General features: G+C 70.6%; 18 protein-coding genes and 2 tRNA genes. 14 read left to right on the top strand and 6 right to left on the bottom strand.

Features of this window, described 5'->3' with window-relative positions; all coding sequences use genetic code 11:
* Nucleotides 1-23 precede the first annotated feature (23 nt).
* From glgX to treZ, 3 genes are read left to right on the top strand one after another with little or no spacing between them, the layout of a single operon-like run.
* Nucleotides 24-2072 carry a glycogen debranching protein GlgX gene (gene glgX, locus BWO91_RS16015; RefSeq protein WP_079003271.1) on the top strand — a complete coding sequence of 683 codons (2049 nt, stop codon included), beginning with the start codon at nt 24-26 and terminating at the stop codon, nt 2070-2072.
* Nucleotides 2069-4423, top strand: a complete 2355-nt coding sequence (treY, locus tag BWO91_RS16010; protein WP_079003270.1) for a malto-oligosyltrehalose synthase — start codon at nt 2069-2071, stop codon at nt 4421-4423. Before glgX ends, treY begins: the two co-directional genes overlap by 4 nt.
* Nucleotides 4424-4428: 5 nt before the next feature.
* Nucleotides 4429-6204 carry a malto-oligosyltrehalose trehalohydrolase gene (gene treZ / locus BWO91_RS16005; RefSeq protein WP_079003269.1) on the top strand — a complete coding sequence of 592 codons (1776 nt, stop codon included), beginning with the start codon at nt 4429-4431 and terminating at the stop codon, nt 6202-6204.
* A gap of 207 nt (nt 6205-6411) precedes the next feature.
* On the opposite strand, the gene BWO91_RS16000 is transcribed toward treZ, so the two are convergent.
* Nucleotides 6412-8196 (bottom strand): glycoside hydrolase family 13 protein, encoded by a 1785-nt coding sequence (locus BWO91_RS16000; protein WP_079003268.1) that lies wholly within the window; start codon nt 8194-8196, stop codon nt 6412-6414.
* 138 nt (nt 8197-8334) lie between these two features.
* Here BWO91_RS16000 and BWO91_RS15995 point away from each other — a divergent pair, with 138 nt between their 5' ends.
* The 4 genes from BWO91_RS15995 to BWO91_RS15980 all read left to right on the top strand — a co-directional run bounded on the left by BWO91_RS15995 (nt 8335) and on the right by BWO91_RS15980 (nt 9992).
* Nucleotides 8335-8712 carry a PGPGW domain-containing protein gene (locus BWO91_RS15995; protein ID WP_079003267.1) on the top strand — a complete coding sequence of 126 codons (378 nt, stop codon included), beginning with the start codon at nt 8335-8337 and terminating at the stop codon, nt 8710-8712.
* A 259-nt stretch (nt 8713-8971) separates the two neighbouring features.
* On the top strand, nt 8972-9724 hold the full coding sequence (locus BWO91_RS15990) for a lytic transglycosylase domain-containing protein (RefSeq protein WP_079003266.1): 753 nt from the start codon (nt 8972-8974) through the stop codon (nt 9722-9724).
* A gap of 80 nt (nt 9725-9804) precedes the next feature.
* Nucleotides 9805-9876: transfer RNA gene (locus BWO91_RS15985), tRNA-Thr, on the top strand.
* A gap of 42 nt (nt 9877-9918) precedes the next feature.
* Nucleotides 9919-9992 (top strand) — tRNA-Met (locus BWO91_RS15980).
* A 225-nt stretch (nt 9993-10217) separates the two neighbouring features.
* On the opposite strand, the gene BWO91_RS15975 is transcribed toward BWO91_RS15980, so the two are convergent.
* Complete coding sequence (locus BWO91_RS15975) at nt 10218-10616, bottom strand: MerR family transcriptional regulator (protein WP_079003265.1); 399 nt, start codon at nt 10614-10616, stop codon at nt 10218-10220.
* 92 nt (nt 10617-10708) lie between these two features.
* Between BWO91_RS15975 and BWO91_RS15970 the strand changes: the two genes are divergently transcribed.
* Nucleotides 10709-11410 (top strand): SDR family oxidoreductase, encoded by a 702-nt coding sequence (locus BWO91_RS15970; RefSeq protein WP_079003264.1) that lies wholly within the window; start codon nt 10709-10711, stop codon nt 11408-11410.
* Between the two features lie 102 nt (nt 11411-11512).
* On the opposite strand, the gene BWO91_RS15965 is transcribed toward BWO91_RS15970, so the two are convergent.
* On the bottom strand, nt 11513-11896 hold the full coding sequence (locus BWO91_RS15965; RefSeq protein WP_079003263.1) for a hypothetical protein: 384 nt from the start codon (nt 11894-11896) through the stop codon (nt 11513-11515).
* 125 nt (nt 11897-12021) lie between these two features.
* Here BWO91_RS15965 and BWO91_RS15960 point away from each other — a divergent pair, with 125 nt between their 5' ends.
* From BWO91_RS15960 to BWO91_RS15935, 6 genes are read left to right on the top strand one after another with little or no spacing between them, the layout of a single operon-like run.
* Nucleotides 12022-12375, top strand: coding sequence for a DUF3253 domain-containing protein (locus BWO91_RS15960; RefSeq protein ID WP_205847540.1), 354 nt, complete (start codon nt 12022-12024; stop codon nt 12373-12375).
* A 9-nt stretch (nt 12376-12384) separates the two neighbouring features.
* Nucleotides 12385-12975: a histidine phosphatase family protein gene (locus tag BWO91_RS15955; protein ID WP_079003262.1), complete on the top strand. Its 591-nt coding sequence runs from the start codon at nt 12385-12387 to the stop codon at nt 12973-12975.
* A complete protein-coding gene (locus tag BWO91_RS15950) occupies nt 12972-13769 on the top strand; it encodes a sulfite exporter TauE/SafE family protein (protein WP_079003261.1) in 798 nt (265 codons plus the stop codon). The genes BWO91_RS15955 and BWO91_RS15950 overlap by 4 nt, the downstream gene beginning before the upstream one ends.
* Before the next feature lie 54 nt (nt 13770-13823).
* Nucleotides 13824-14273: a MaoC family dehydratase N-terminal domain-containing protein gene (locus BWO91_RS15945; RefSeq protein ID WP_079003260.1), complete on the top strand. Its 450-nt coding sequence runs from the start codon at nt 13824-13826 to the stop codon at nt 14271-14273.
* Nucleotides 14270-14701, top strand: a complete 432-nt coding sequence (locus tag BWO91_RS15940) for a MaoC family dehydratase (RefSeq protein ID WP_231884290.1) — start codon at nt 14270-14272, stop codon at nt 14699-14701. The genes BWO91_RS15945 and BWO91_RS15940 overlap by 4 nt, the downstream gene beginning before the upstream one ends.
* An 11-nt stretch (nt 14702-14712) precedes the next feature.
* Nucleotides 14713-15849 (top strand): UDP-N-acetylmuramate dehydrogenase, encoded by a 1137-nt coding sequence (locus tag BWO91_RS15935; protein WP_079003259.1) that lies wholly within the window; start codon nt 14713-14715, stop codon nt 15847-15849.
* 46 nt (nt 15850-15895) lie between these two features.
* Here BWO91_RS15935 and BWO91_RS15930 read toward each other — a convergent pair whose 3' ends face one another.
* The 3 genes from BWO91_RS15930 to aceB all read right to left on the bottom strand — a co-directional run bounded on the left by BWO91_RS15930 (nt 15896) and on the right by aceB (nt 19614).
* On the bottom strand, nt 15896-17125 hold the full coding sequence (locus BWO91_RS15930) for a pyridoxal phosphate-dependent aminotransferase (RefSeq protein ID WP_240555549.1): 1230 nt from the start codon (nt 17123-17125) through the stop codon (nt 15896-15898).
* Between the two features lie 59 nt (nt 17126-17184).
* The gene (locus BWO91_RS20270; protein WP_240555547.1) at nt 17185-17805 is read right to left on the bottom strand and encodes a hypothetical protein; all 621 of its coding nucleotides are present in this window, start codon (nt 17803-17805) and stop codon (nt 17185-17187) included.
* 153 nt (nt 17806-17958) lie between these two features.
* Nucleotides 17959-19614 carry a malate synthase A gene (aceB, locus tag BWO91_RS15925; protein ID WP_153303601.1) on the bottom strand — a complete coding sequence of 552 codons (1656 nt, stop codon included), beginning with the start codon at nt 19612-19614 and terminating at the stop codon, nt 17959-17961.
* Between the last annotated feature and the right edge of the window lie 55 nt (nt 19615-19669).

Genomic DNA, 19669 nt, shown 5'->3' with positions numbered 1-19669 from the left:
ATCCCTTCGAGTGAAAGGGCGCCATGACGCTCTCGACCCCCTATCCGCTCGGCGTCACCCTTCGGGGCGATGGTGCGAACGTCGCCATCTACTCGGAGACCGCCGACGCCGTCACCGTGTGCATCTTCCCCGAGGGTGGGGAGGAGCAGCAGACGCGCCTCGAACAGCGAACCGGCCACGTGTTCCACGGACTGGTCGATGGCCTCGTCCCCGGGACCCGGTACGGCATTCGTGTCGACGGCCCATGGGACCCGGCGAACGGGCTCCGTCACAACCCGGCCAAGGTGCTCCTCGATCCGCACGCGACGGCGATCACCGGGCGCTACGACCTCGGCCAGGCGCAGTTCAGCCACCGGCTCGACGCACCGGAGACGATGGACGACAGCGACTCCGCCGGCCATGTCGCGCTCGGCGTGGTCACCGACCCGTCCTCGTTCGACTGGGACGCCGACGGCCAGGACGTCGCTCCGCGCATCCCGCTCTCCGAGACGATCGTGTACGAGGTCCACGTGAAGGGCTTCACCAAGCAGCTCGCCGAGGTGCCCGAGGAGATCCGCGGCACCTACGCCGGCCTCGCCCACCCGGCGGCCATCCGCTACCTCACCGACCTCGGTGTGACGGCGGTCGAACTCCTCCCCGTGCACCAGTTCGTGCAGGACAGCCACCTCGAGGAGAAGGGCCTCCGCAACTACTGGGGCTACAACTCCATCGGCTTCTTCGCCCCGCACGGCGAGTACGCGGCCACGGGAGACGCCGGTGGGCAGGTCGACGAGTTCAAGGCCATGGTCAAGGCGATGCACGCGGCCGGCCTCGAGGTCATCCTCGACGTCGTCTACAACCACACGGCCGAAGGCAACCACATGGGCCCGACCCTGTCGTTCAAGGGCATCGACAACGCGTCCTACTACCGCCTCGTCGACGAGGACCGCGAGCACTACTTCGACACGACCGGCACGGGCAACAGCGTCAACGTCGGCCACCCCGCGGCCCTGGGGCTCATCATGGACTCCCTGCGCTACTGGGTGACCGAGATGCACGTCGACGGTTTCCGCTTCGACCTCGCGACGACGCTCACGCGCCAGGACGGCTCAGCCGAGATCCACAGCGCGTTCCTGTCGCTCATCGAGCAGGACCCGGTGCTCGCGCCGATCAAGATGATCGCCGAGCCGTGGGACACCGCCGGTTACCAGGTCGGCGGCTTCCCGGCGAGCTGGTCGGAGTGGAACGGGAAGTTCCGCGACGACGTCCGCGACTTCTGGAACGGCGCCGACAGTGTGCTCGGCACGATGTCGCAGCGCGTCCTCGGCAGCCCCGACGTCTACGAGGCGTCCCGGCGCTCGCCGCTGTCCAGCGTCAACTTCGTCACCGCGCACGACGGCTTCACACTCGCCGACCTCACGGCGTACTCGAGGAAGCACAACGCGGCGAACGGCGAGGACAACAACGACGGTGAGAGCGACAACCGCTCCAGCAACAACGGCGCGGAGGGCCCGACGGACGACCCGGCCGTGAACGCGCGCCGCGACCGCCAGCGTCGCAACTTCCTCGCGACGGTCCTGCTGTCGGCCGGTGTCCCGATGATCCTCGGCGGCGACGAGATCGCCCGCACCCAGGGCGGCAACAACAACGCGTACTGCCAGGACAACGAGGTGTCGTGGTTCGACTGGGAGCACGCCGACCACGACCTCCTGGGGTTCACGAAGCGCCTGATCGCCCTGCGCCTCGCCGAGCCGGCCCTGCGACCCGACTGGTTCCGCCAGGGGCCGGGCTCCAAGGCCGACGACCGGGTCTTCATCACCCGGTCCGACGACGAGCCCTTCGCCGACGAGGACTGGGACAACCCCGACGCCCGCTCGATCACCTTCGTGTTCCGTCACGCCGGATCGGCCTCGTTCGCTCTCCTGCTCAACGCGGCCGAGAACGGCGTGGAGTTCAACCTGCCGAAGGCTCCCGGCCTGCCGTGGACGCTCGTCGAGTCGAGTGACCCGGAGCAGATGCTCGCCGAGGGGTCGACGACGGTGATCGTGCAGGGTACCTCCTTCACCCTCCTGCGATCGGGGGTCGCATCATGACCGACGTGTCCGGCGACGGGCCACAGCGTTCCGCCGTGCCCGTCTCGACCTACCGGCTCCAGCTGACGGCGGACTTCCGCCTCCAGGACGCCGCGGCGCTCGTCGACTACCTCCAGGCCCTCGGCGCCGACTGGGTCTACCTGTCGCCGATCCTCCGCGCGGAACCCGGATCCACCCACGGCTACGACGTCGTCGACCACACCGAGGTCGACCCGGAACGCGGGGGTGCCGACGGGCTCAAGGCACTCGCCGAAGCGGCCCATGCGGCGGGCCTCGGCGTCCTCATCGACACCGTCCCCAACCACATGGGCGTCGCGACGCCGGTGGAGAACGCCTGGTGGTGGGACCTGCTCCAGCACGGTCGGGAGGCAGAGCACGCGGCCGCGTTCGACGTCGACTGGGAGGCCGGCGACGGCCGCGTCCGGGTGCCGATCCTCGGCGACGACGAGGACGGCCGCAGTGCGCTCGATGACCTCCGCCTCGAGGGGGGTGAGCTGCGCTACTTCGACCACCGACTGCCCATCGCCCCCGGGACGGCCGACGATGACGCGAGCCCGCGCGAGGTGCACGACCGGCAGCACTACGAACTCGTCAACTGGCGCCGCGCCGACAGCGAGCTGAACTACCGACGGTTCTTCGCCGTCAACACGCTCGCCGCCATCCGGGTCGAGGACCCGGCGGTCTTCGACGGCTCGCACGTCGAGATCGGCCGCTGGTTCGACGACGGCCTCGCCGACGGGATCCGCGTGGACCACCCGGACGGGCTCCTCGACCCCGGTGCCTACCTCGAGCGACTGTCCGAGCGCATCGGTGGGGCACCCATCTGGGTGGAGAAGATCCTCGAGGGTGAAGAGGACCTGCCGGCCGAGTGGGCCACGCTCGGCACCACCGGCTACGACGCCCTGGGCGACGTCGATCGGGTGCTCGTCGACCCGACCGGTCTGCCGACGCTCGGTCAGCTCGCGGGGGTCGAGCTGACGCGCGACGCCTGGGACGACCTCGTGCACACCACCAAGCGGGGCATCGCCGACGGGATCCTCGGGTCCGAGGTCCGCCGCCTCGCGAGGCTCGTTCCCGAGGTACCGGACGCCGTCGACGCGCTCGCCGAGATCCTGACCGCGTTCCCCGTCTACCGTTCCTACCTGCCGCTCGGCGACGAGTACCTGGACGCCGCACTCGACGAGGCGGAGACCCGCCGCCCGGAGCTCGCCGACGCCTTCGCTGCGCTGGCGCCCCGCCTCCGCAGCGCGACCGATCCGCTCGCCGCGCGGTTCCAGCAGACCTCGGGCATGGTGATGGCGAAGGGCGTCGAGGACACCGCGTTCTACCGCTACACGGCGCTCACCTCGCTGACCGAGGTCGGCGGAGACCCCGCCGAGACCGACATCAGCGTCGCCGAGTTCCACCACCGACAGGCGCGGCGGCAGGCGGAGTGGCCGTCCTCGATGACGACACTCAGCACGCACGACACGAAGCGCAGCGAGGACGTCCGTGCCCGCATCGACGCGCTGAGTGAGGTCGCGGACCGTTGGGCGGAGCACGCCGTCGCCCTCCACACCTCGAACGGCTTCCCCGACCGGCAGCTCGAGCAGCTGGTCTGGCAGGCGGCCGTCGGTGCGTGGCCGATCGAGCGCGAGCGACTGCACGCCTACGTCGAGAAGGCCGCCCGTGAGGCCGGCGACTCGACCACCTGGACCGCACCGGACGAGACGTTCGAGGCCGCCCTGCATGCGGCGGTCGACGGACTGTACGACAGCCGTCGTGCGAACGCCGCGCTGCTCGACGCCGTCGCGGACGTCGAGGCGGCCGGGTGGTCGAACAGTCTGGTCGCCAAGGCGATCCAGCTGACGATGCCGGGCGTGCCGGACGTGTACCAGGGCAGCGAGCTCTGGGATCGATCGCTCGTGGACCCCGACAACCGTCGCCCGGTCGACTACGCCGAGCGTCGCGCGGTGCTCGCCCGTCTCGACGACGGCTGGCTGCCGCCGGTCGACGCCGACGGAGCGGCGAAACTCCTCGTGACCAGTCGCCTGCTGCGCCTGCGACGGGAGCACCCGTCCCGGTTCGCCGAGTACACCCCCATCGGAGCTGACGGGCCGGCCGCCGACCACGTCGTCGCGTTCTCACGTGGTGGCGTGACCACGGTGGCGACCCGGCTCTCGCTCCGGCTCGCGGAGCACGGTGGCTGGACGTCGACCACGGTCACGCTGCCGGAAGGCCGGCTCGTCGACGTGCTGACCGGCCGTGAGTTGCAGGGCGGCGAGGTCCGTCTCGCGGCGCTGCTGGAGCAGTATCCCGTCGCCGTCCTGACGCGGCCCGACGATGCAGCAGAGACCGCAGGCGAGGAGTGAGTACGATGACGACCAGCACCACGAGTCCGGCTGACGGGTTCCGCGTCTGGGCACCTGAGGCCCAGCGCGTCGACCTCGTCCTGGACGGCGAGCAGCACCCGATGGACCGCGACGTCTCCGACGGGTGGTGGATCGCGCTCGACGGTGCCGAGCCACGTGCCGCGGTCGTCGACAGTGACTACCGCTACCTCGTCGACGGCGAGGGTCCGTTCGCCGATCCCCGCTCGCGTCGGCAGCCGGAGGGCGTCCACGGGCCGTCACGCGTCGTCGCGTCCGACCCCGTGCCGTGCGACGGGACCGGCTGGCGGGGTCGCTCGCTCATCGGTGCCGTGCTCTACGAGCTCCACATCGGCACCTTCACCGAGGCGGCCACCTTCGACGGGGCGATCGAACGCCTCGACGACCTGGTCGAGCTGGGCGTCGACGCCGTCGAGGTCCTGCCGGTCCACGCGTTCAACGGCGTCTGGAACTGGGGCTACGACGGCGTCTTCTGGTCGGCGGTCCACGAGGCCTACGGCGGACCGGACGGCTACCGTCGCTTCGTCGCCGCGTGTCACGAGCGCGGGCTCGCCGTCATCCAGGACGTCGTGTACAACCACCTCGGTCCCTCCGGGAACGTTCTGCCGCGCTTCGGCCCCTACCTCGCGGACGGCGCCGGGAACACCTGGGGCGACGGCCTCAACCTCGACGGGCCGGACTCGGACGAGGTGCGTCGGTACATCATCGACAGCGCACTGCTGTGGTTCGAGCAGTATGGCGTCGACGGCCTGCGCCTCGATGCGGTTCACGCCCTGCACGACACCCGTGCGATCCACCTCCTCGAGGAACTCGACGCCGCGGTCGATGCGCTCAGCGCCGACCTCGGCCGACCGTTCACGCTGATCGCCGAGTCGGATCTGAACGATCCGAAGCTCATCACGCCCCGGGGCCCCGGCGGTGCCGGCGGGTACGGTCTCGACGCGCAGTGGAGCGACGACTTCCACCACGCACTGCACGTGGCGCTCACCGGCGAGGTGTCCGGCTACTACGCCGACTTCGCGCCGCTCGGCGCGCTCGGCAAGGTCATGGAGGAGGGGTTCTTCCACAACGGCACCTGGTCGAGCTTCCGCAAGCGCCACCACGGTCGCCGCATCGACCTCGAACGGACGCCGAGTTGGCGGCTCGTCGTCTCCGACCAGAACCACGACCAGATCGGGAACCGGGCGACCGGTGACCGGCTGGCCGCGACGCTCGACGACGGCCAGCTCGCCATCGCCGCCGCCGTCACGCTGCTCGGACCGTTCACCCCGATGCTGTTCATGGGGGAGGAGTGGGCTGCCTCGACGCCCTGGCAGTTCTTCACCTCGCACCCGGAACCCGAGCTCGGTGAGGCGACCGCGAAGGGCCGGATCGCCGAGTTCGCGCGGATGGGGTGGAACGAGGACGACGTGCCGGATCCGCAGGATCCCGAGACCTACCGTCGGTCGGTGCTCGACTGGTCGGAGCGATTCGGCGGACGGCACGCGACGCTGCTGACCTGGTACCGACGGGTGATCGAGCTGCGACGCACGGTCCCGGCGTTCACCGATCCGGCCTTCGCCGACACGACGGCGATCGTCGACGAGGCGACCGGATCGTTCGTCCTGCGTCGAGGCTCGGCGACCCTGGCGGTCAACTTCGGGACGGAGCCGGTCGAGCTCGCACTGCGGGTCGGCGAACTCCTCGACAGCTTCGGTGAGGTCGTCACGACGGACGGATCACTCCGGCTCGGCGCCCACGCGGTCGCGATCCTCCACCACTGACCTGCTGCCCTGCCCTTGGGCCAGCGCGGTGCGCTGACGCGAGCGCGGGTCCCCGGCGTGAGGGCGCCCCTCCGGAGGGGCGCGCTCACGCGCACGCCCCGCGGCGGGGCCGCTTCCGGCGCGCTCGCGTCAGTGCACCGCGCCGGCGCCGAAACGCCCGCGGTCACGTCGGCGCACCGCGCTGGCACACCGGCCCGAGCGAGGGTCTCAGGCGACGGGCAGGGTCGACGGCGTCGTGAACCAGACCGTGGTGTCGCCGTGGATGGTGCTGCCGTCGAAGGGTCCGCTCGCGACGAGCACGGCCGAGTCCGAGAGCGACGAGGGCACGGCGATGTCGTCGGCACCGGTGTTCGCGACGACCGTGACCGCGCCGTTGGTCAGCGCGAGGATGGTGTCGGGTGCCCCTTCGATCCAGGCGATCGAGCCGAGTCCCAGCGCATGCTCCCGGCGCAGGCGGAGCAGCGTACGGTACAGCTCCAGCGTCGAACCGGGGATGCCGGCCTGTGCGTCGCGCGAGTAGTCGTTCCAGTCGTCGGGCTGCGGCAGCCAGGATGCACCGGTGGTGTTGAAGCCGTATGCGGGGTGCCCGGCCTCCCACGGGATCGGCACGCGGCAACCGTCGCGACCGTACCGCTCGTGGTTCGTGCGGAACCACGTCGGGTCCTGTCGGGCGTCATCCGGCAGGTCGATGACCTCGGGGAGCCCGAGCTCCTCGCCCTGGTAGAGGTACGCTCCGCCGGGCAGGCTCAGCATGAGGGCGGTCGCCGCCCTGGCCCGCTGCAGCCCGAGTGCCCGATCCGGCTGGCCGGGGGTGTTCGGACCGACGCCGTAGCCCTGGGGGTTCTCCTCCGTGAGCGCGAGACGTGACGCGTGCCGGACGACGTCGTGGTTGGACAGCACCCAGGTGCTCGGAGCGCCGACCTGCGCGAACGCCCGCAGCGACTCGCCGATGACCGACTTGAGGTCCGCGGCGTTCCACGGGGTCTCGAGGTACGGGAAGTTGAACGCCTGCTGCATCTCGTCGGGGCGCACCCAGAGGGCCATCTTGTCGAGCGGGTCGACCCAGGCCTCGGCGCAGAGCACGCGGTCGCCGTCGTACGTCGCGAGGAGCTCGTGCCAGTCGCGGTAGATCTCGTGCACGCCGTCCTGGCCCCAGTACGGCGCCGTCTCCGGCCACGAGGCGGGCCCCGTGCTGATGCCGGGTTCGAGGGCGACGCCCGCCGAGGCGCCACCCATGCTGCCGCCCTCAGCCGGTGGGGTGTAGTCGGGCAGTCCGTCGGCCTTGATCATGCCGTGCGCCACGTCCACACGGAACCCGTCGACGCCGCGGTCGAGCCAGAACCGGAGGATGTCGCGGAACTGCTCGCGGACCCACGGGTTCGTCCAGTCGAAGTCGGGCTGCGAGGAGTCGAAGATGTGCAGGTACCACTGGCCAGGCGTGCCGTCGGCCTCGGTGACGCGCGTCCAGGCAGGACCGCCGAAGACGGACTCCCAGTTGTTGGGGGCGATCTCGCCGTGCTCGCCCTTGCCGTCGCGGAACATGTACCGGGCGCGCTCCGCCGAGCCGGGCCCGGCCGCGAGGGCCTCCTGGAACCAGCGGTGGGCGCTCGAGGAGTGGTTGGGGACGAGGTCGACGATGACGCGGATGCCGGCGGCGTGCGCAGCGGCGGTCATCGCGTCGAAGTCGGCGAGCGTCCCGAAGATGGGGTCGACGTCGCAGTAGTCGGCGACGTCGTAGCCGGCGTCCTTCTGCGGGCTCGTCATGAAGGGGGACAGCCAGATGGCGTCGACGCCGAGCTCCTGCAGCGCGCCGAGGCGGGAGGTGATCCCGGGCAGGTCGCCGAGGCCGTCGCCGTTCGCGTCCGCGAAGGATCGCGGGTAGATCTGGTAGATGACGGCGGAGCGCCACCACTCCGAACCGGGGGTGGAGCCTCCTGCGGGGGAGGCATGCTGAGCTGCGGTCGCCGACGTGGTCGGGAGGGCGGAGTCCATGTCGCTACCCTAGGCCATTTGTGGAGCCTGTCGCCGCTCGTGGACTGGCCGGCGCGCTGTCGCCAGGGCCGGCGCGCGTGCGTCGATTCGGACCGGATTCCCGGCCACCGACCCGCCCGCCCTGCTTAGAGTGGGGACATGACGACGGAATCGGACGGCTCGGCCCGCAGCACGGCGAAGCGCGTCGCCGCGCAGGCGGGAGGCATCGCCGGATCAGCGGCCCGGACGACGCGTGGCATCATCCGTCGGAATCCGACCGCGAACCGGGTGTACCGGGCGGGTGTCGGAGTCGTCGGTGGTGGCACCGTGGCGCTCGGCGTGGCCCTGATCCCGCTCCCCGGACCGGGTGCTCTCATCGCCGTCGGCGGGCTCGCCGTCCTCGCGTCGGAGTTCGAGGGAGCGAAGCAGGCCAGCACGAAGGCGAACGCCGCCGCCAAGAAGGGCGTCGCCGTCGCGAAGGACCTTCGGGCGAAGCGCCAGGCCAAGAAGGCTGCGAAGGCTGCCCGGGAGCACTGAACCTGCGGCGTGCCGCTGACCCGGCTCGCGTGGGCGAACCGCGCCGGCACCAGTGCCCGGCTACGGTGGACCGGTGGGAACATCGGCGAAGGGGAGTGGTGCCCGCCGGCCCGCACGACGGAAGACGGCCGTGCCAGGACGACGCACGGCCGGCGCAGCTCGCTCGACCCAAAAGCCGCGCCCCCGACCGGCCGGTGCACGCAGCGGCTCCCGGCGACCGACCGCAGCCGCACGCCGGAACCGTCGATCGGGCGTCCGCGTGGGATGGCTCGTCGCCGGCGGGGCGGGAGTGATCGTCGGCCTCGCCGTCGTGATCGCCGCCGTCGTCTGGGGGCCGGAGCTCGTCAATCGAGCTGAAGCGCGGGACTCGATCCTCGGAACCGCGCCCCACGCGGCCGTCGAGGGCCCCGGCATCCCGGCAGCGGGCTCGGCCGGAACGGCTCCGGCGGCCGTCACCGACCGGGTGGACCGTGCTTGGTCGGCGGCCACGGCGCTCCGCCTCGGCATCCCCGAGCGGGCGATGGTCGCCTACGCCGGTGCGGCGCTCGCCGTCGCGGAGACGCAGCCGGGCTGCGGGATCGCCTGGAACACGCTGGCCGCGCTCGGCAGTGTCGAGTCCGGCCACGGCACGATCTTCGGCGGTGCGCTCGACGATGCCGGTCGGGCCGTTCCACCCATCGTCGGCCCGGCGCTCACCGGCACCGAGTTCGACGCCGTCACCGACACGGACCGCGGCGCCTTCGACGGCGACGCCAGATGGGATCGCGCGGTGGGCCCGATGCAGTTCATCCCGTCCACCTGGCAGCGGTGGGGAGCGGACGGGGACGGCGACGGCGTCGCGGACCCACAGCAGATCGACGACGCGGCGCTCGCCGCAGCGCACTACCTGTGCCACGGTGGCCGGGACCTCCGCATCGAAGCCGATTGGGTCGCGGCGATCGGCTCGTACAACGGGGCCGCGTCGTACCTGCAGAAGGTCGTCCACGCCGCGGACACCTTCGCCGCGAACTGATCCCGATCCGGTGTACGAAGCACCCCTCGGGGGATGCTAGTCTCTACTGGTGCCATTTCCGCGTGAGCGGTCTGGTTCGCGCTCCGATAGCTCAGTGGTAGAGCACTTCCTTGGTAAGGAAGAGGTCGCGGGTTCAAGTCCCGCTCGGGGCTCGTTCTCTCCGTCACTGCTCTCGCCGGCATACGGAGAGACGTGGCAGGGTAGCTCAGTTGGTGAGAGCGCACGACTCATAATCGTGAGGTCGAGAGTTCGAATCTCTCTCCTGCTACAGCAAGGCCCGGGAGACCGGGCCTTTTGCGTTTCTGCTCCAATGCCGTCCTCGTCTCCCGGGAACGTTCAAGCGCTCGTCCGGGGTTCCGAGACCGCGCTCCGGACTCGGGCCGGGACCATCGAGGTCGAGTCGGCCGAGGGTGCGGATGTCCATCGAGTCGGTGTCCCCACCCCCGCATCGGCAGCATCATCCCAGCGCCGACATTCCCGTGCCAGACGGACGTCAGGCGGCGTCCAGCTCGACTCGGCGGTCCTCGCGCAGCGCGGGGCAGTGCTCCGGCGTCGGGTGGAGGGTGATGTCGATGACCGTTTCCAAGCGGGCGCGCGCTGCTTCGAGGTCGGCCATCTGCGCGGTGATGCGGTCGCGTTCGGTCTGGAGCAGCGCGAGCGACTCAGCCGTCGCGACGCCCGCATCGACGCAGGGGAGCAGCTGGACGATCGTGCGGCTCGGCAGCCCGGCGGCGAAGAGCTGCTGCACGAGCTCGACGCGTTCCACCGCCGCTTGTTCATAGGTCCGCTGGCCACTCGTCGTGCGGGTGGCGGTGAGCAGCCCCTGCTCCTCGTAGTAGCGGAGCGAGCGGACGCTCACCCCGGTCCGAGCCGCGAGATCTCCGATGCGCATCGAGCTTCCGTTCCTGGCTTGCACCTGACATTGATGTGAGGTCTTAGCCTAACCAGGCTGCTGCGGGATCGCCCCGCACGCGGAAGGGAATCATGGACATCGCAGGATCCGTCGCACTCGTCACCGGCTCGAACCGGGGCATCGGACGCAGGTTCGTCGTGCAGTTGCTCGAGCGCGGGGCCTCGAAGGTGTACGCCACCGCGCGGCGCCCGGAACTCGTCGACATCCCGGGCGTGGAAGTGCTGCAGCTCGACATCACCGATCAGGCGTCCATCGCAGCGGCGGCCGAGATCGCGACCGATGTCACCCTGCTCGTCAACAACGCCGGGATCGCCACGCAGGGCTCGATGCTGACCGACGACCTGGCGGACGCTCGGCGGGAGATGGACACGCACTACTGGGGCAACCTCGCCATGGTGCGTGCGTTCGCGCCGGTGATCGAAGCGAACGGTGGAGGGACGATCGTCAACGTGCTCTCCGCCCTGAGCTGGTTCGCCCACCCCGGCTCCGGCGGATACGCCGCGGCCAAGGCTGCGGCGTGGAACATGACGAACGCGGTCCGTCTGGAACTCGCCCCGAAGGGTGTCACGGTGCAGGGGCTCCACCTCGGGGCCGCCGACACCGACATCATGGCCGGCTACGACGGCCCGATGGTCGACCCGGCGGACGTCGCACGGGCGAGCCTCGACGGCGTCGCGGCCGGCGCATCCGAGGTCGTCGTCGACGACTGGAGCGCCATGGTCAAGGCGTCGCTCGCCCACGACCCTGACGCGTTCTACGCCCAGTTCGCCTGAGCATCGAGCCTGGGCGCTGTGCAGGAGACGTGCACGGTGCAGAATGGAGGAAGCCCCCGAGCAGTTACGGTCTGCTCGGGGGCTTCCTCGTGCCGGCCTGGGTTACCGCGCGGCCGCGACGAGGTCGGCGATGCGCTGTCCTCGGGCGTTCGCCTCGGCGACGAGCGTCGTGACCTGGTCCTGGGTCAGGCCGGTGACCTGGCCGTACGCCTTCGTGTTGGCGGCGATGGAGAAGCCCTGCCCGCCGCTGGTGGACGTGTACATCGTGCCGAACGTCTCGGTGACGAGCGCGATGGTGCCGCCTGGCACGCTGATGATCTTGGGCATGTCTGACTCCTTGAGTGGTTGGACGGGGTCCTCGCCGTTCAGGCGAGCGTTGATGAACGGATACGGATCGGTGGTGACGCCGATGTCGGCGTTGTTCCAGGTGCCGTCCGCGGTGAAGGTGATGGTGAGGTGCAGATGGAGCCATCGCGCGTTGGGCACCGGACCTCGAGCATCTCGTCGCGGAACTCGGCGTCACGAAGCGCCTCGCCCGGGCGTTCGTCGCGCAACATGCGGACCTGGCCCAGCACGCCGACCTCGCGTAGCGGCGCGCGCATACTGGGACCATGACCGACGAAGCCGCACCGGACCCGAGGCCTGCGGCAGCCGTGGACGACGACCTCCTGGAGTCGACGATGCTCGACCTGCTGGGGAAGCGGGCCGCGACGTCGTCCATCTGTCCGTCCGACGTGGCCCGAGCCGTCGGCGGGGACGACTGGCGAGCGCTGATGGACGACACCCGCCGGGTCGCCTGGCGCTTGGTCGACGAGGGCCGGGTGCGGATCACGCAGGGCGACGAGGCGGTCGACCGCGCGACGGTCCGCGGACCCATCCGGATCCGATGGGCCAAGGACGCCGACGCCGAGTCGTGCGCTCCCCGTCGTCCTGAGACCGGAGGAGCTCGGTCCGACGCCGGTTAGGCTGGAGACATGACCATCGCCCTCATCCGTCACGGACAGACCGCTTGGAACTTCGAACGACGGCTGCAGGGCACGACGGACATCCCCCTGAACGACACCGGGCGGGAGCAGGCGGCCACGGTCGCCCCTCGGCTCACCGGCACCTGGGACGTCGTCGTCAGCTCCCCACTCGGGCGCGCACGCGAGACCGCGCAGATCATCGCGGATGCGCTGGGTCTCGAGCTCGGCCCCACCTACCCGGACGTGGTCGAGCGCCACTACGGCGACGCCGAGGGCGCGACGGCGCAGATGGTCCTCGAGAACTGGCCCGACCACCAGTACCCGAACCTCGAGACCGAGGAGTCGGTCATCGAGCGCGGACTGCGTGGCATCGACGCCATCGCACGCGACTTCCCCGGGCAGAACGTCCTCGTCGTGAGCCACGGCACGCTCATCCGGCTCACCCTCAGCCACCTCTCCGGCACGACGGTCCCACCGCTGGAGAACTGCTCCGTGTCGGTCATCGAGGCGACGGACTCCGGTTGGTCACTCCTGGACGCCGGTACCGCTCGCACGACGCCCTCGCTCGAGACGGCGCTGTCCGGCTCCAGCGCGCAGTGAACGGAAGCGACCCGACCGGCCGTCCGGTCCGCTCCCCGTCGGGCATCGCCTGGCTCATCGGTATCGGGCTGACCGCCGGATTCCTCTCCGGGCTGTTCGGGGTCGGCGGCGGCATCCTCATCGTCCCGGCCGTCGTCTTCCTCCTCGGCTTCGGCCAGCGGCTCGCCGCGGGGACGTCGCTCGCGGCGATCGTCCCGACCTCGCTCGTCGGCGTCGTGTCGTACGCGGTGAACGGCACCGTCGACTGGGTGGCGGCGATCCTCCTGGCGATCGGCGCGATCGGCGGCGCACAACTCGGCAGCTACCTCCTCTCCAAGCTCCCCAAGAGGGCGCTCCAGTGGGGCTTCATCGGCTTCCTGCTCGTCGTGGTGGTCTCGCTGTTCCTGATCGTCCCGTCCCGCACGGCGGAGATCGATCTGCACGTCGGCTCGATCATCGGCCTTATCGTGCTCGGCTTCCTGACCGGCGTCCTGTCGGGGCTGCTCGGCATCGGCGGCGGGGTCGTCGTCGTGCCGATGCTCATCCTCCTGTTCGGCGCGAGCGACCTCAGCGCCAAGGGCACCTCGCTGCTCATGATGGTGCCGACCGCGATCTCCGGCACCATCGGCAACGTCCGGCGAGGCAACGTCGACCTCACGGCCGCAGCCATCATCGGCATCGCCGCGTGCACGACCACCGCCCTCGGCGCCATCGTCGCATCGGTCGTCCCGCCGTTCGTCGGCAACCTGCTCTTCGCGGCGTTCCTCGTGGTCATCGCCATCCGCATGGTGTTCCAGGCGCTCAAGCGCTCCTGACCGACCGCCTCCGTGCCCGGCCTCCCGGCCGGGGCAGCGGGTAGGCTGGAGGGCGTGTCAGTGAACCCAGAGCTCGCCGGACGGGTCTTCCCGCCCGTCGCCCCGTACCTGGTCGGACGCGAGAAGATCCGCGAGTTCTCGCGGGCCGTCTTCGCGACGAACCCGATCAACCTCGACCCGGAGGCGGCCCGCGCCGCAGGATACGCCGACGTCGTGGCGCCGCCCACCTTCCCCGTCGTCGTCCAGGAGCACACGCTCCAGCAACTGCTCGCCGCACCCGACGCGGGTATCGACTTCAGCCGGGTGGTCCACGGCGACCAGCGCTTCGAGCACCACCGTCCGATCGTCGCCGGCGACGAGCTCACCGCGCAGCTGACCGTCACCGCGGTGAAGTCTCTGGGCGGCCACTCGATGGTGACGTGCGACTCGGTCATGACCGATGCCGCCGGTGAGCCGGTGGTCACCGCGACCTCGACGCTCGTGGTGCGAGGAGACGAAGGATGAGCGACGTGCAGCAGACCCCGACCATGCCGGCCGTCGGAGACGTCGTCGCGGAGCGGACCGTCCATCTGACGCGCGACGCCCTCGTGCGGTACGCCGGAGCCTCCGGAGACTTCAACCCCATCCACTACCGCGACGACGTCGCCGCGTCCGTCGGGCTGCCGGGAGTGCTCGCCCACGGCATGCTGACGATGGGGATCGCGGCGCAGCCGGTCGTCGACTGGATCGGCGACCCTGGACGGGTGCTCGAGTACCAGGTGCGGTTCACTCGACCGGTCGTCGTCGACCCCGAGACCGGCGCCGACCTCCAGATCCTCGCCAAGGTGGGCAAGGTCGACGAGGAAGCGCGTACCGCGCGCGTCGACCTCACCGTCACCTACGCCGAGCAGACGGTGCTCGGCAAGGCGCAGCTCGTCATCAGCTTCGCCTGACCCGGAGGACCATGAACGACGCCATCCGTCTGAGCGAGCTCACCACCCTCGGGGTCGGTGGGCCGGCCGCGGGCTTCGTGGAGTGCGCGAGCGAGGCCGAGCTGATCGAGGCCGTGCTCGACGTCTGGAACACCGATGAGCCGTGGCTGTTGCTCGGCGGCGGATCGAACCTGCTGATCGGCGACGAGCCCCTCGACGCGACCGTCATCCGGGCGGCGAACCGCGGCATCGAACGCCTCGACGCTCCGTCCGGTCGGGTCCGCCTGCGGGTGCAGGCCGGTGAGGACTGGGACGCGCTCGTCGCCTTCACCGTGGAGCACGGCTGGGCGGGCATCGAGGCGCTCTCCGGCATCCCGGGATCCTGCGGCGCCGCGCCCGTGCAGAACATCGGCGCCTACGGGCAGGAGATCGTGTCGTCGCTCGTCGCCGTCGACCTGCTCGACGAGGAGTCGCAGGCCGTCGAGCGAGTTCCGGCCGCGGAGCTCGGGCTCGGCTACCGGACGTCGGTCCTGAAGCGTCACGGAGGCGGAGAGCCTGAGCGCTCCGGTGTGGTCGTGGCGATCATCATCGACCTCGACGACGTCGGCGCCGACGGCCTGGCAGCACCGATCGCCTACCAGCAGCTCGCCTTCGCGCTCGGCGTGGAGGTCGGCGAGCAGGTGCGCCTGGCCCAGGTGCGCACGACCGTGCTCGCGCTCCGGGCGTCGAAGGGCATGGTGCTCGATCCCGACGACCCCGACACCGCCAGCGCGGGGTCGTTCTTCACGAACCCGATCGTGTCCGAGCACGTCGCCCGGTCACTGCCGGGGGACGCGCCGTGGTGGCCGGTGGACCCACCGGCCGACGACGACACCGAGTATGTCTTCCCGCTCGGGGAGGTCGTCAATCCGCCTCGCCCGGCTCCCGTGGAACGCCTGGCGAAGCTCTCGGCCGCCTGGCTGATCGAGCGCGCGGGTGTCCGTCGCGGGTTCGCGCTTCCCGGATCGCGCGCTGCGGTCTCCACGAAGCACACACTCGCGCTCACAAACCGTGGGGGAGCGACCGCGACGGAGATCGCGGAACTCGCCCGCTTCGTGCAGGCACGCGTCCACGCCGAGTTCGGCGTCCTCCTGCAGCCCGAGCCCGTGGTGGTTGGCGTCACGATCTGACGCCGCCGAGGTCCGCTCGCCCGGAGACGAGCGAGCGCGCCTCGGGTCAGGAAGCGAACAGGCGCTGGAGGCGCTGGACGCCCTCGAGGAGCTGGTCGTCGCCGAGTGCGTAGCTGAAGCGCAGGTAGCCGGACGGCCCGAACGCCTCGCCGGGCACGGCCGCGACCTCGGCTTGTTCCAGCATGAGGTCGGCCAACTCGAGCGAGGTCGTCGGGGTGACCCCGCCGAAGGTCTGCCCGAGCAACGCCGAGACGTCGGGGTACACGTAGAACGCACCCTGCGGGGTCGGGGTCTGGAAGCCGTCGATCTTGTTCAGTTCGCCGACGATGAGCTTGCGGCGGCGGTCGAAGGCCTCGCGCATCGTCTCGGCGGCGTCCTGCGGGCCGGTCAGTGCCGCGATCGCCGCACGCTGCGCGATGTTGTTCACGTTGCCGGAGAGGTGCGACTGGAGGTTGCCGAGCGCCTTGATCGCTTCCGACGGTCCGACGGTCCACCCGACGCGCCAGCCCGTCATCGCGTAGGTCTTGGCGACGCCGTTGACGAGGAGCGTCTGCTCGGCGAGCTCGGGGACCGCCTCGACGATGGAGATCGCCTTCACCGCCTCGCCGCTGTCGCCGGCCGAGTAGGTGAGGTTCTGGTAGATCTCGTCGGAGATCACCCAGATGCCGTGCTTGAGCGCCCACTCACCGATCGCCTTCGTCTGCTCGGGGGAGTAGACGGAGCCGGTCGGGTTCGAGGGCGAGACGAAGAGGAGGACTTTGGTGCGCGGGGTGCGAGCCGCCTCGAGCTGCTCGACCGTGACCTGGTAGTTCTGCGAGGCGTCGGCGAAGACGTCGACCGCGACACCGTCGGCGAGCGCGATGGCCTCGGGGTAGGTGGTCCAGAACGGCGTCGGCACGATGACCTCGTCGCCCGGGTTCAGCAGGACCTGGAACGCCTCGTACACCGACTGCTTGCCGCCGTTGGTGACGATGACGCGGCTCGGGTCGACCTCGAGACCGGAGTCGCGGAGCGTCTTCTCCGCGATGGCGGCGCGGAGGTCCGGCAAGCCGGCCGCCGGGGTGTACCGGTGCGCCTTCGGGTCACGGGCTGCGACGAGCGCCGCCTCGACGATGTGCTCGGGTGTCGGGAAGTCCGGCTCGCCCGCCGCGTAGGAGATCACGGGCCGGCCTTGCGCCTGCAGCGCCTTCGCCTTGGCGTCCACCTTCAGCGTGGCGGACTCGGCGATCGCTGAGATCTTCGTGGACAGGCGGGGCGTGGGAGTCGATTCAGGCACGAGTCCGAGCGTACCGAACCCGGTGTCGAGAGGACAGTGTGTGTCGCGGTCGCGCGGGGTCACACGGACCGGATGCGGTCGACGGCGGCAGCGGCCCAGGCGACGCCGATGCCGATCGCGGCGGAGACGCCCGTCAGGAGGTCCTCGCGGATGATGCCCGACCACCCGGTGTGGGTCAGGCGCTCGGTCAGTACCGGCACGGCGGCGAACCCGATGAGCAGGACGAAGGTCGGCAGGGATCGACCACGGACGATCAACCAGACCGCGGCAGCGGTGAAGGCGCCGATCGTGATCGACATGGATCCGTAGAGCAGGAACGGCGGCGTCGCGCTGGTCGCCGATGCCGACCCGACCGCATGGACCGCGAGCCCGGCCACGACGACGGCGGAGGCGAACACGCGTCGCGCCAGGGTGGCCGGGGCGATGAGAGCACCGGCGACGAGGACCGCGCCGCCCACGAAGAATTGGAGGAGCAGGGTGCCGATGACATCGGCGTCCGACTGGAGCCACATGACGTTCAGTCCGGCGCGCATGGCGAGGTATCCGCCCAGGACGACGGCCACGAGTGAGGCGCCGTAGCGGCTCGACGCGTTCCATCGGTGCATCGACGACGACTTGTGCGACGGCACTCCGGCCGATGATGCACGGATGGGCGTCGCTTCGTGCACATTCTGGGTCATACGCCCGACTCTACGGTGGCCCGTGCGGACCGGACAAGGGCGCCGGTCCACAACTCCTGCTCCAGGACCGGTTGTCCGGCCCGCCGCCCTCCGGACGGCGCGCGGGCCGGAGCTGACGGTCCATGGTGAGCAGGAGTTGTGGACGTGGTGCACCTACGCGGGGTCGACGAGGTACCGCGTGTACGCCGGGACGGTGAGGAAGGTCGGGAACTCGTCGCGCAGTGCCACCTCGCGGAACAGCTCGGCGGCGTCGTCGAAGCGGTCGTCCGCGGCGCGGGGGAGCGAGGCGAGGAGCTCGTCGAGGAGGCCTTCGACCCGCTCACGGGTGATCGGACGGCCGTCGTCGGTCGCGACGTCCTGGTGGATCCACTGCCAGACCTGCGATCGACTGATCTCCGCCGTCGCCGCGTCCTCCATCAGTCCGTCGATGGCCGCGGCGCCGATCCCGCGGAGCCAGGAGTCGAGGTAGCGGACGGCGATCGACACGTTGTCGCGGAGACCGACGTCCGTGACCGCGCGACCGATGCGGACGTCGAGGAGCTGCGACGGTGTCACCGACACCTCCTCACGCAGACGGTCGAGCTGATTCGGGCGATCGCCGAGGACCGCGTCGAACTCGGCCCTGGCGGTCTCGATGAGGTCCGGGTGCGCCACCCAGGTCCCGTCGAAGCCGTCGCCGGCCTCACGACGTTTGTCGGCCGAGACCTTCTCGATCGCGCGCGCCGTCGCCTCCGGATCGCGCCGGTTCGGGATGAACGCGGACATCCCGCCGATCGCGTGCGCACCGCGGCGGTGGCACGTCTGCACGAGGAGTTCCGTGTAGGCCCGCATGAACGGCACCGTCATCGTCACCTCGCTGCGGTCGGGCAGGACGAACCGGGCACCGCGCCCCCGGTAGTTCTTGATGATCGAGAAGATGTAGTCCCACCGACCGGCGTTGAGACCGGCGCAGTGGTCGCGGAGCGCGTACAGGATCTCGTCCATCTCGAACGCCGCCGGCAGCGTCTCGATGAGCACGGTGGCGCGGATCGTCCCATGGTCGAGACGCAGACGCTCCTCGGTGAACGTGAAGACGTCGTCCCAGAGCTGCGCCTCCTCGCTCCACTCCAACTTCGGGAGGTAGAAGTACGGCCCGCGGCCGGCGCCGATGAGCGCTCGGGCGTTGTGGAAGACGTAGAGGCCGTAGTCGACGAGGCTCCCGGAGGCCGCCATGGCCGCCCCGGAGCGGTCGATGAACCGCAGGTGCTTCTCCACGAGGTGCCAGCCGCGCGGGCGCATGACGATCGTCGGCGTCTCCGTCGCGGTGACGCGGTACACCTTCCCCGCCTCGTTCGTGAACGTCAGCTCGCCGCGGACGGCGTCGCGCAGCGAGAGCTGACCACCGATGACGTTGGCCCATGTCGGGCTCGTCGCGTCCTCCTGGTCGGCGAGCCAGACGTTCGCGCCGGAGTTGAGGGCGTTGATCGTCATCTTCGGATCGGTGGGGCCGGTGATCTCGACCCGGCGGTCCTCGAGACCGGGCCCGGCGCCGGCGACTCGCCAGGAGCGGTCCTCCCGGATCGCCGCGGTGTCATCGCGGAACCGCGGGTCGCGGCCGTTCCCGATCTCGAAGCGTCGGCGCATGCGCTCGGCGAGGCGGTCGTGCCGCGCACCCGCGAACCGCTGGTGCAGGTCCGCGAGGAAGACGAGGGCGTCGGGGGTGAGGATCTCCTCGTACCGGTCACCGAGACGACCGACGACCTCGATGGCGGGGCCGGTGCGTTGCGTGGGCACCGGCGCGGTGGTGGGTGTGGACGGGGAAGCGAGCATGGTGTTCATGGGGTGACTCCGTTTCGGATGGTCGTGCGTCGGATGGGCCCTTCGA

Source organism: Plantibacter flavus (assembly GCF_002024505.1).
Lineage (GTDB): Bacteria > Actinomycetota > Actinomycetes > Actinomycetales > Microbacteriaceae > Plantibacter > Plantibacter flavus_A.
Note: the sequence above shows the minus strand (reverse complement) of the source record. Positions and strands in the feature narration are given on the sequence as shown.

Bases quoted from the DNA above. Each gene is read 5' to 3' on its own strand.
- glgX (WP_079003271.1), top strand. From the start codon at position 24: ATGACGCTCTCGACCCCCTATCCGCTCGGCGTCACCCTTCGGGGCGAT.
- treY (WP_079003270.1), top strand. From the start codon at position 2,069: ATGACCGACGTGTCCGGCGACGGGCCACAGCGTTCCGCCGTGCCCGTC.
- treZ (WP_079003269.1), top strand. From the start codon at position 4,429: ATGACGACCAGCACCACGAGTCCGGCTGACGGGTTCCGCGTCTGGGCA.
- BWO91_RS16000 (WP_079003268.1), bottom strand. From the start codon at position 8,196: ATGGACTCCGCCCTCCCGACCACGTCGGCGACCGCAGCTCAGCATGCC.
- BWO91_RS15995 (WP_079003267.1), top strand. From the start codon at position 8,335: ATGACGACGGAATCGGACGGCTCGGCCCGCAGCACGGCGAAGCGCGTC.
- BWO91_RS15975 (WP_079003265.1), bottom strand. From the start codon at position 10,616: ATGCGCATCGGAGATCTCGCGGCTCGGACCGGGGTGAGCGTCCGCTCG.
- BWO91_RS15970 (WP_079003264.1), top strand. From the start codon at position 10,709: ATGGACATCGCAGGATCCGTCGCACTCGTCACCGGCTCGAACCGGGGC.
- BWO91_RS15960 (WP_205847540.1), top strand. From the start codon at position 12,022: ATGACCGACGAAGCCGCACCGGACCCGAGGCCTGCGGCAGCCGTGGAC.
- BWO91_RS15955 (WP_079003262.1), top strand. From the start codon at position 12,385: ATGACCATCGCCCTCATCCGTCACGGACAGACCGCTTGGAACTTCGAA.
- BWO91_RS15940 (WP_231884290.1), top strand. From the start codon at position 14,270: ATGAGCGACGTGCAGCAGACCCCGACCATGCCGGCCGTCGGAGACGTC.
- BWO91_RS15935 (WP_079003259.1), top strand. From the start codon at position 14,713: ATGAACGACGCCATCCGTCTGAGCGAGCTCACCACCCTCGGGGTCGGT.
- BWO91_RS20270 (WP_240555547.1), bottom strand. From the start codon at position 17,805: ATGACCCAGAATGTGCACGAAGCGACGCCCATCCGTGCATCATCGGCC.
- aceB (WP_153303601.1), bottom strand. From the start codon at position 19,614: ATGCTCGCTTCCCCGTCCACACCCACCACCGCGCCGGTGCCCACGCAA.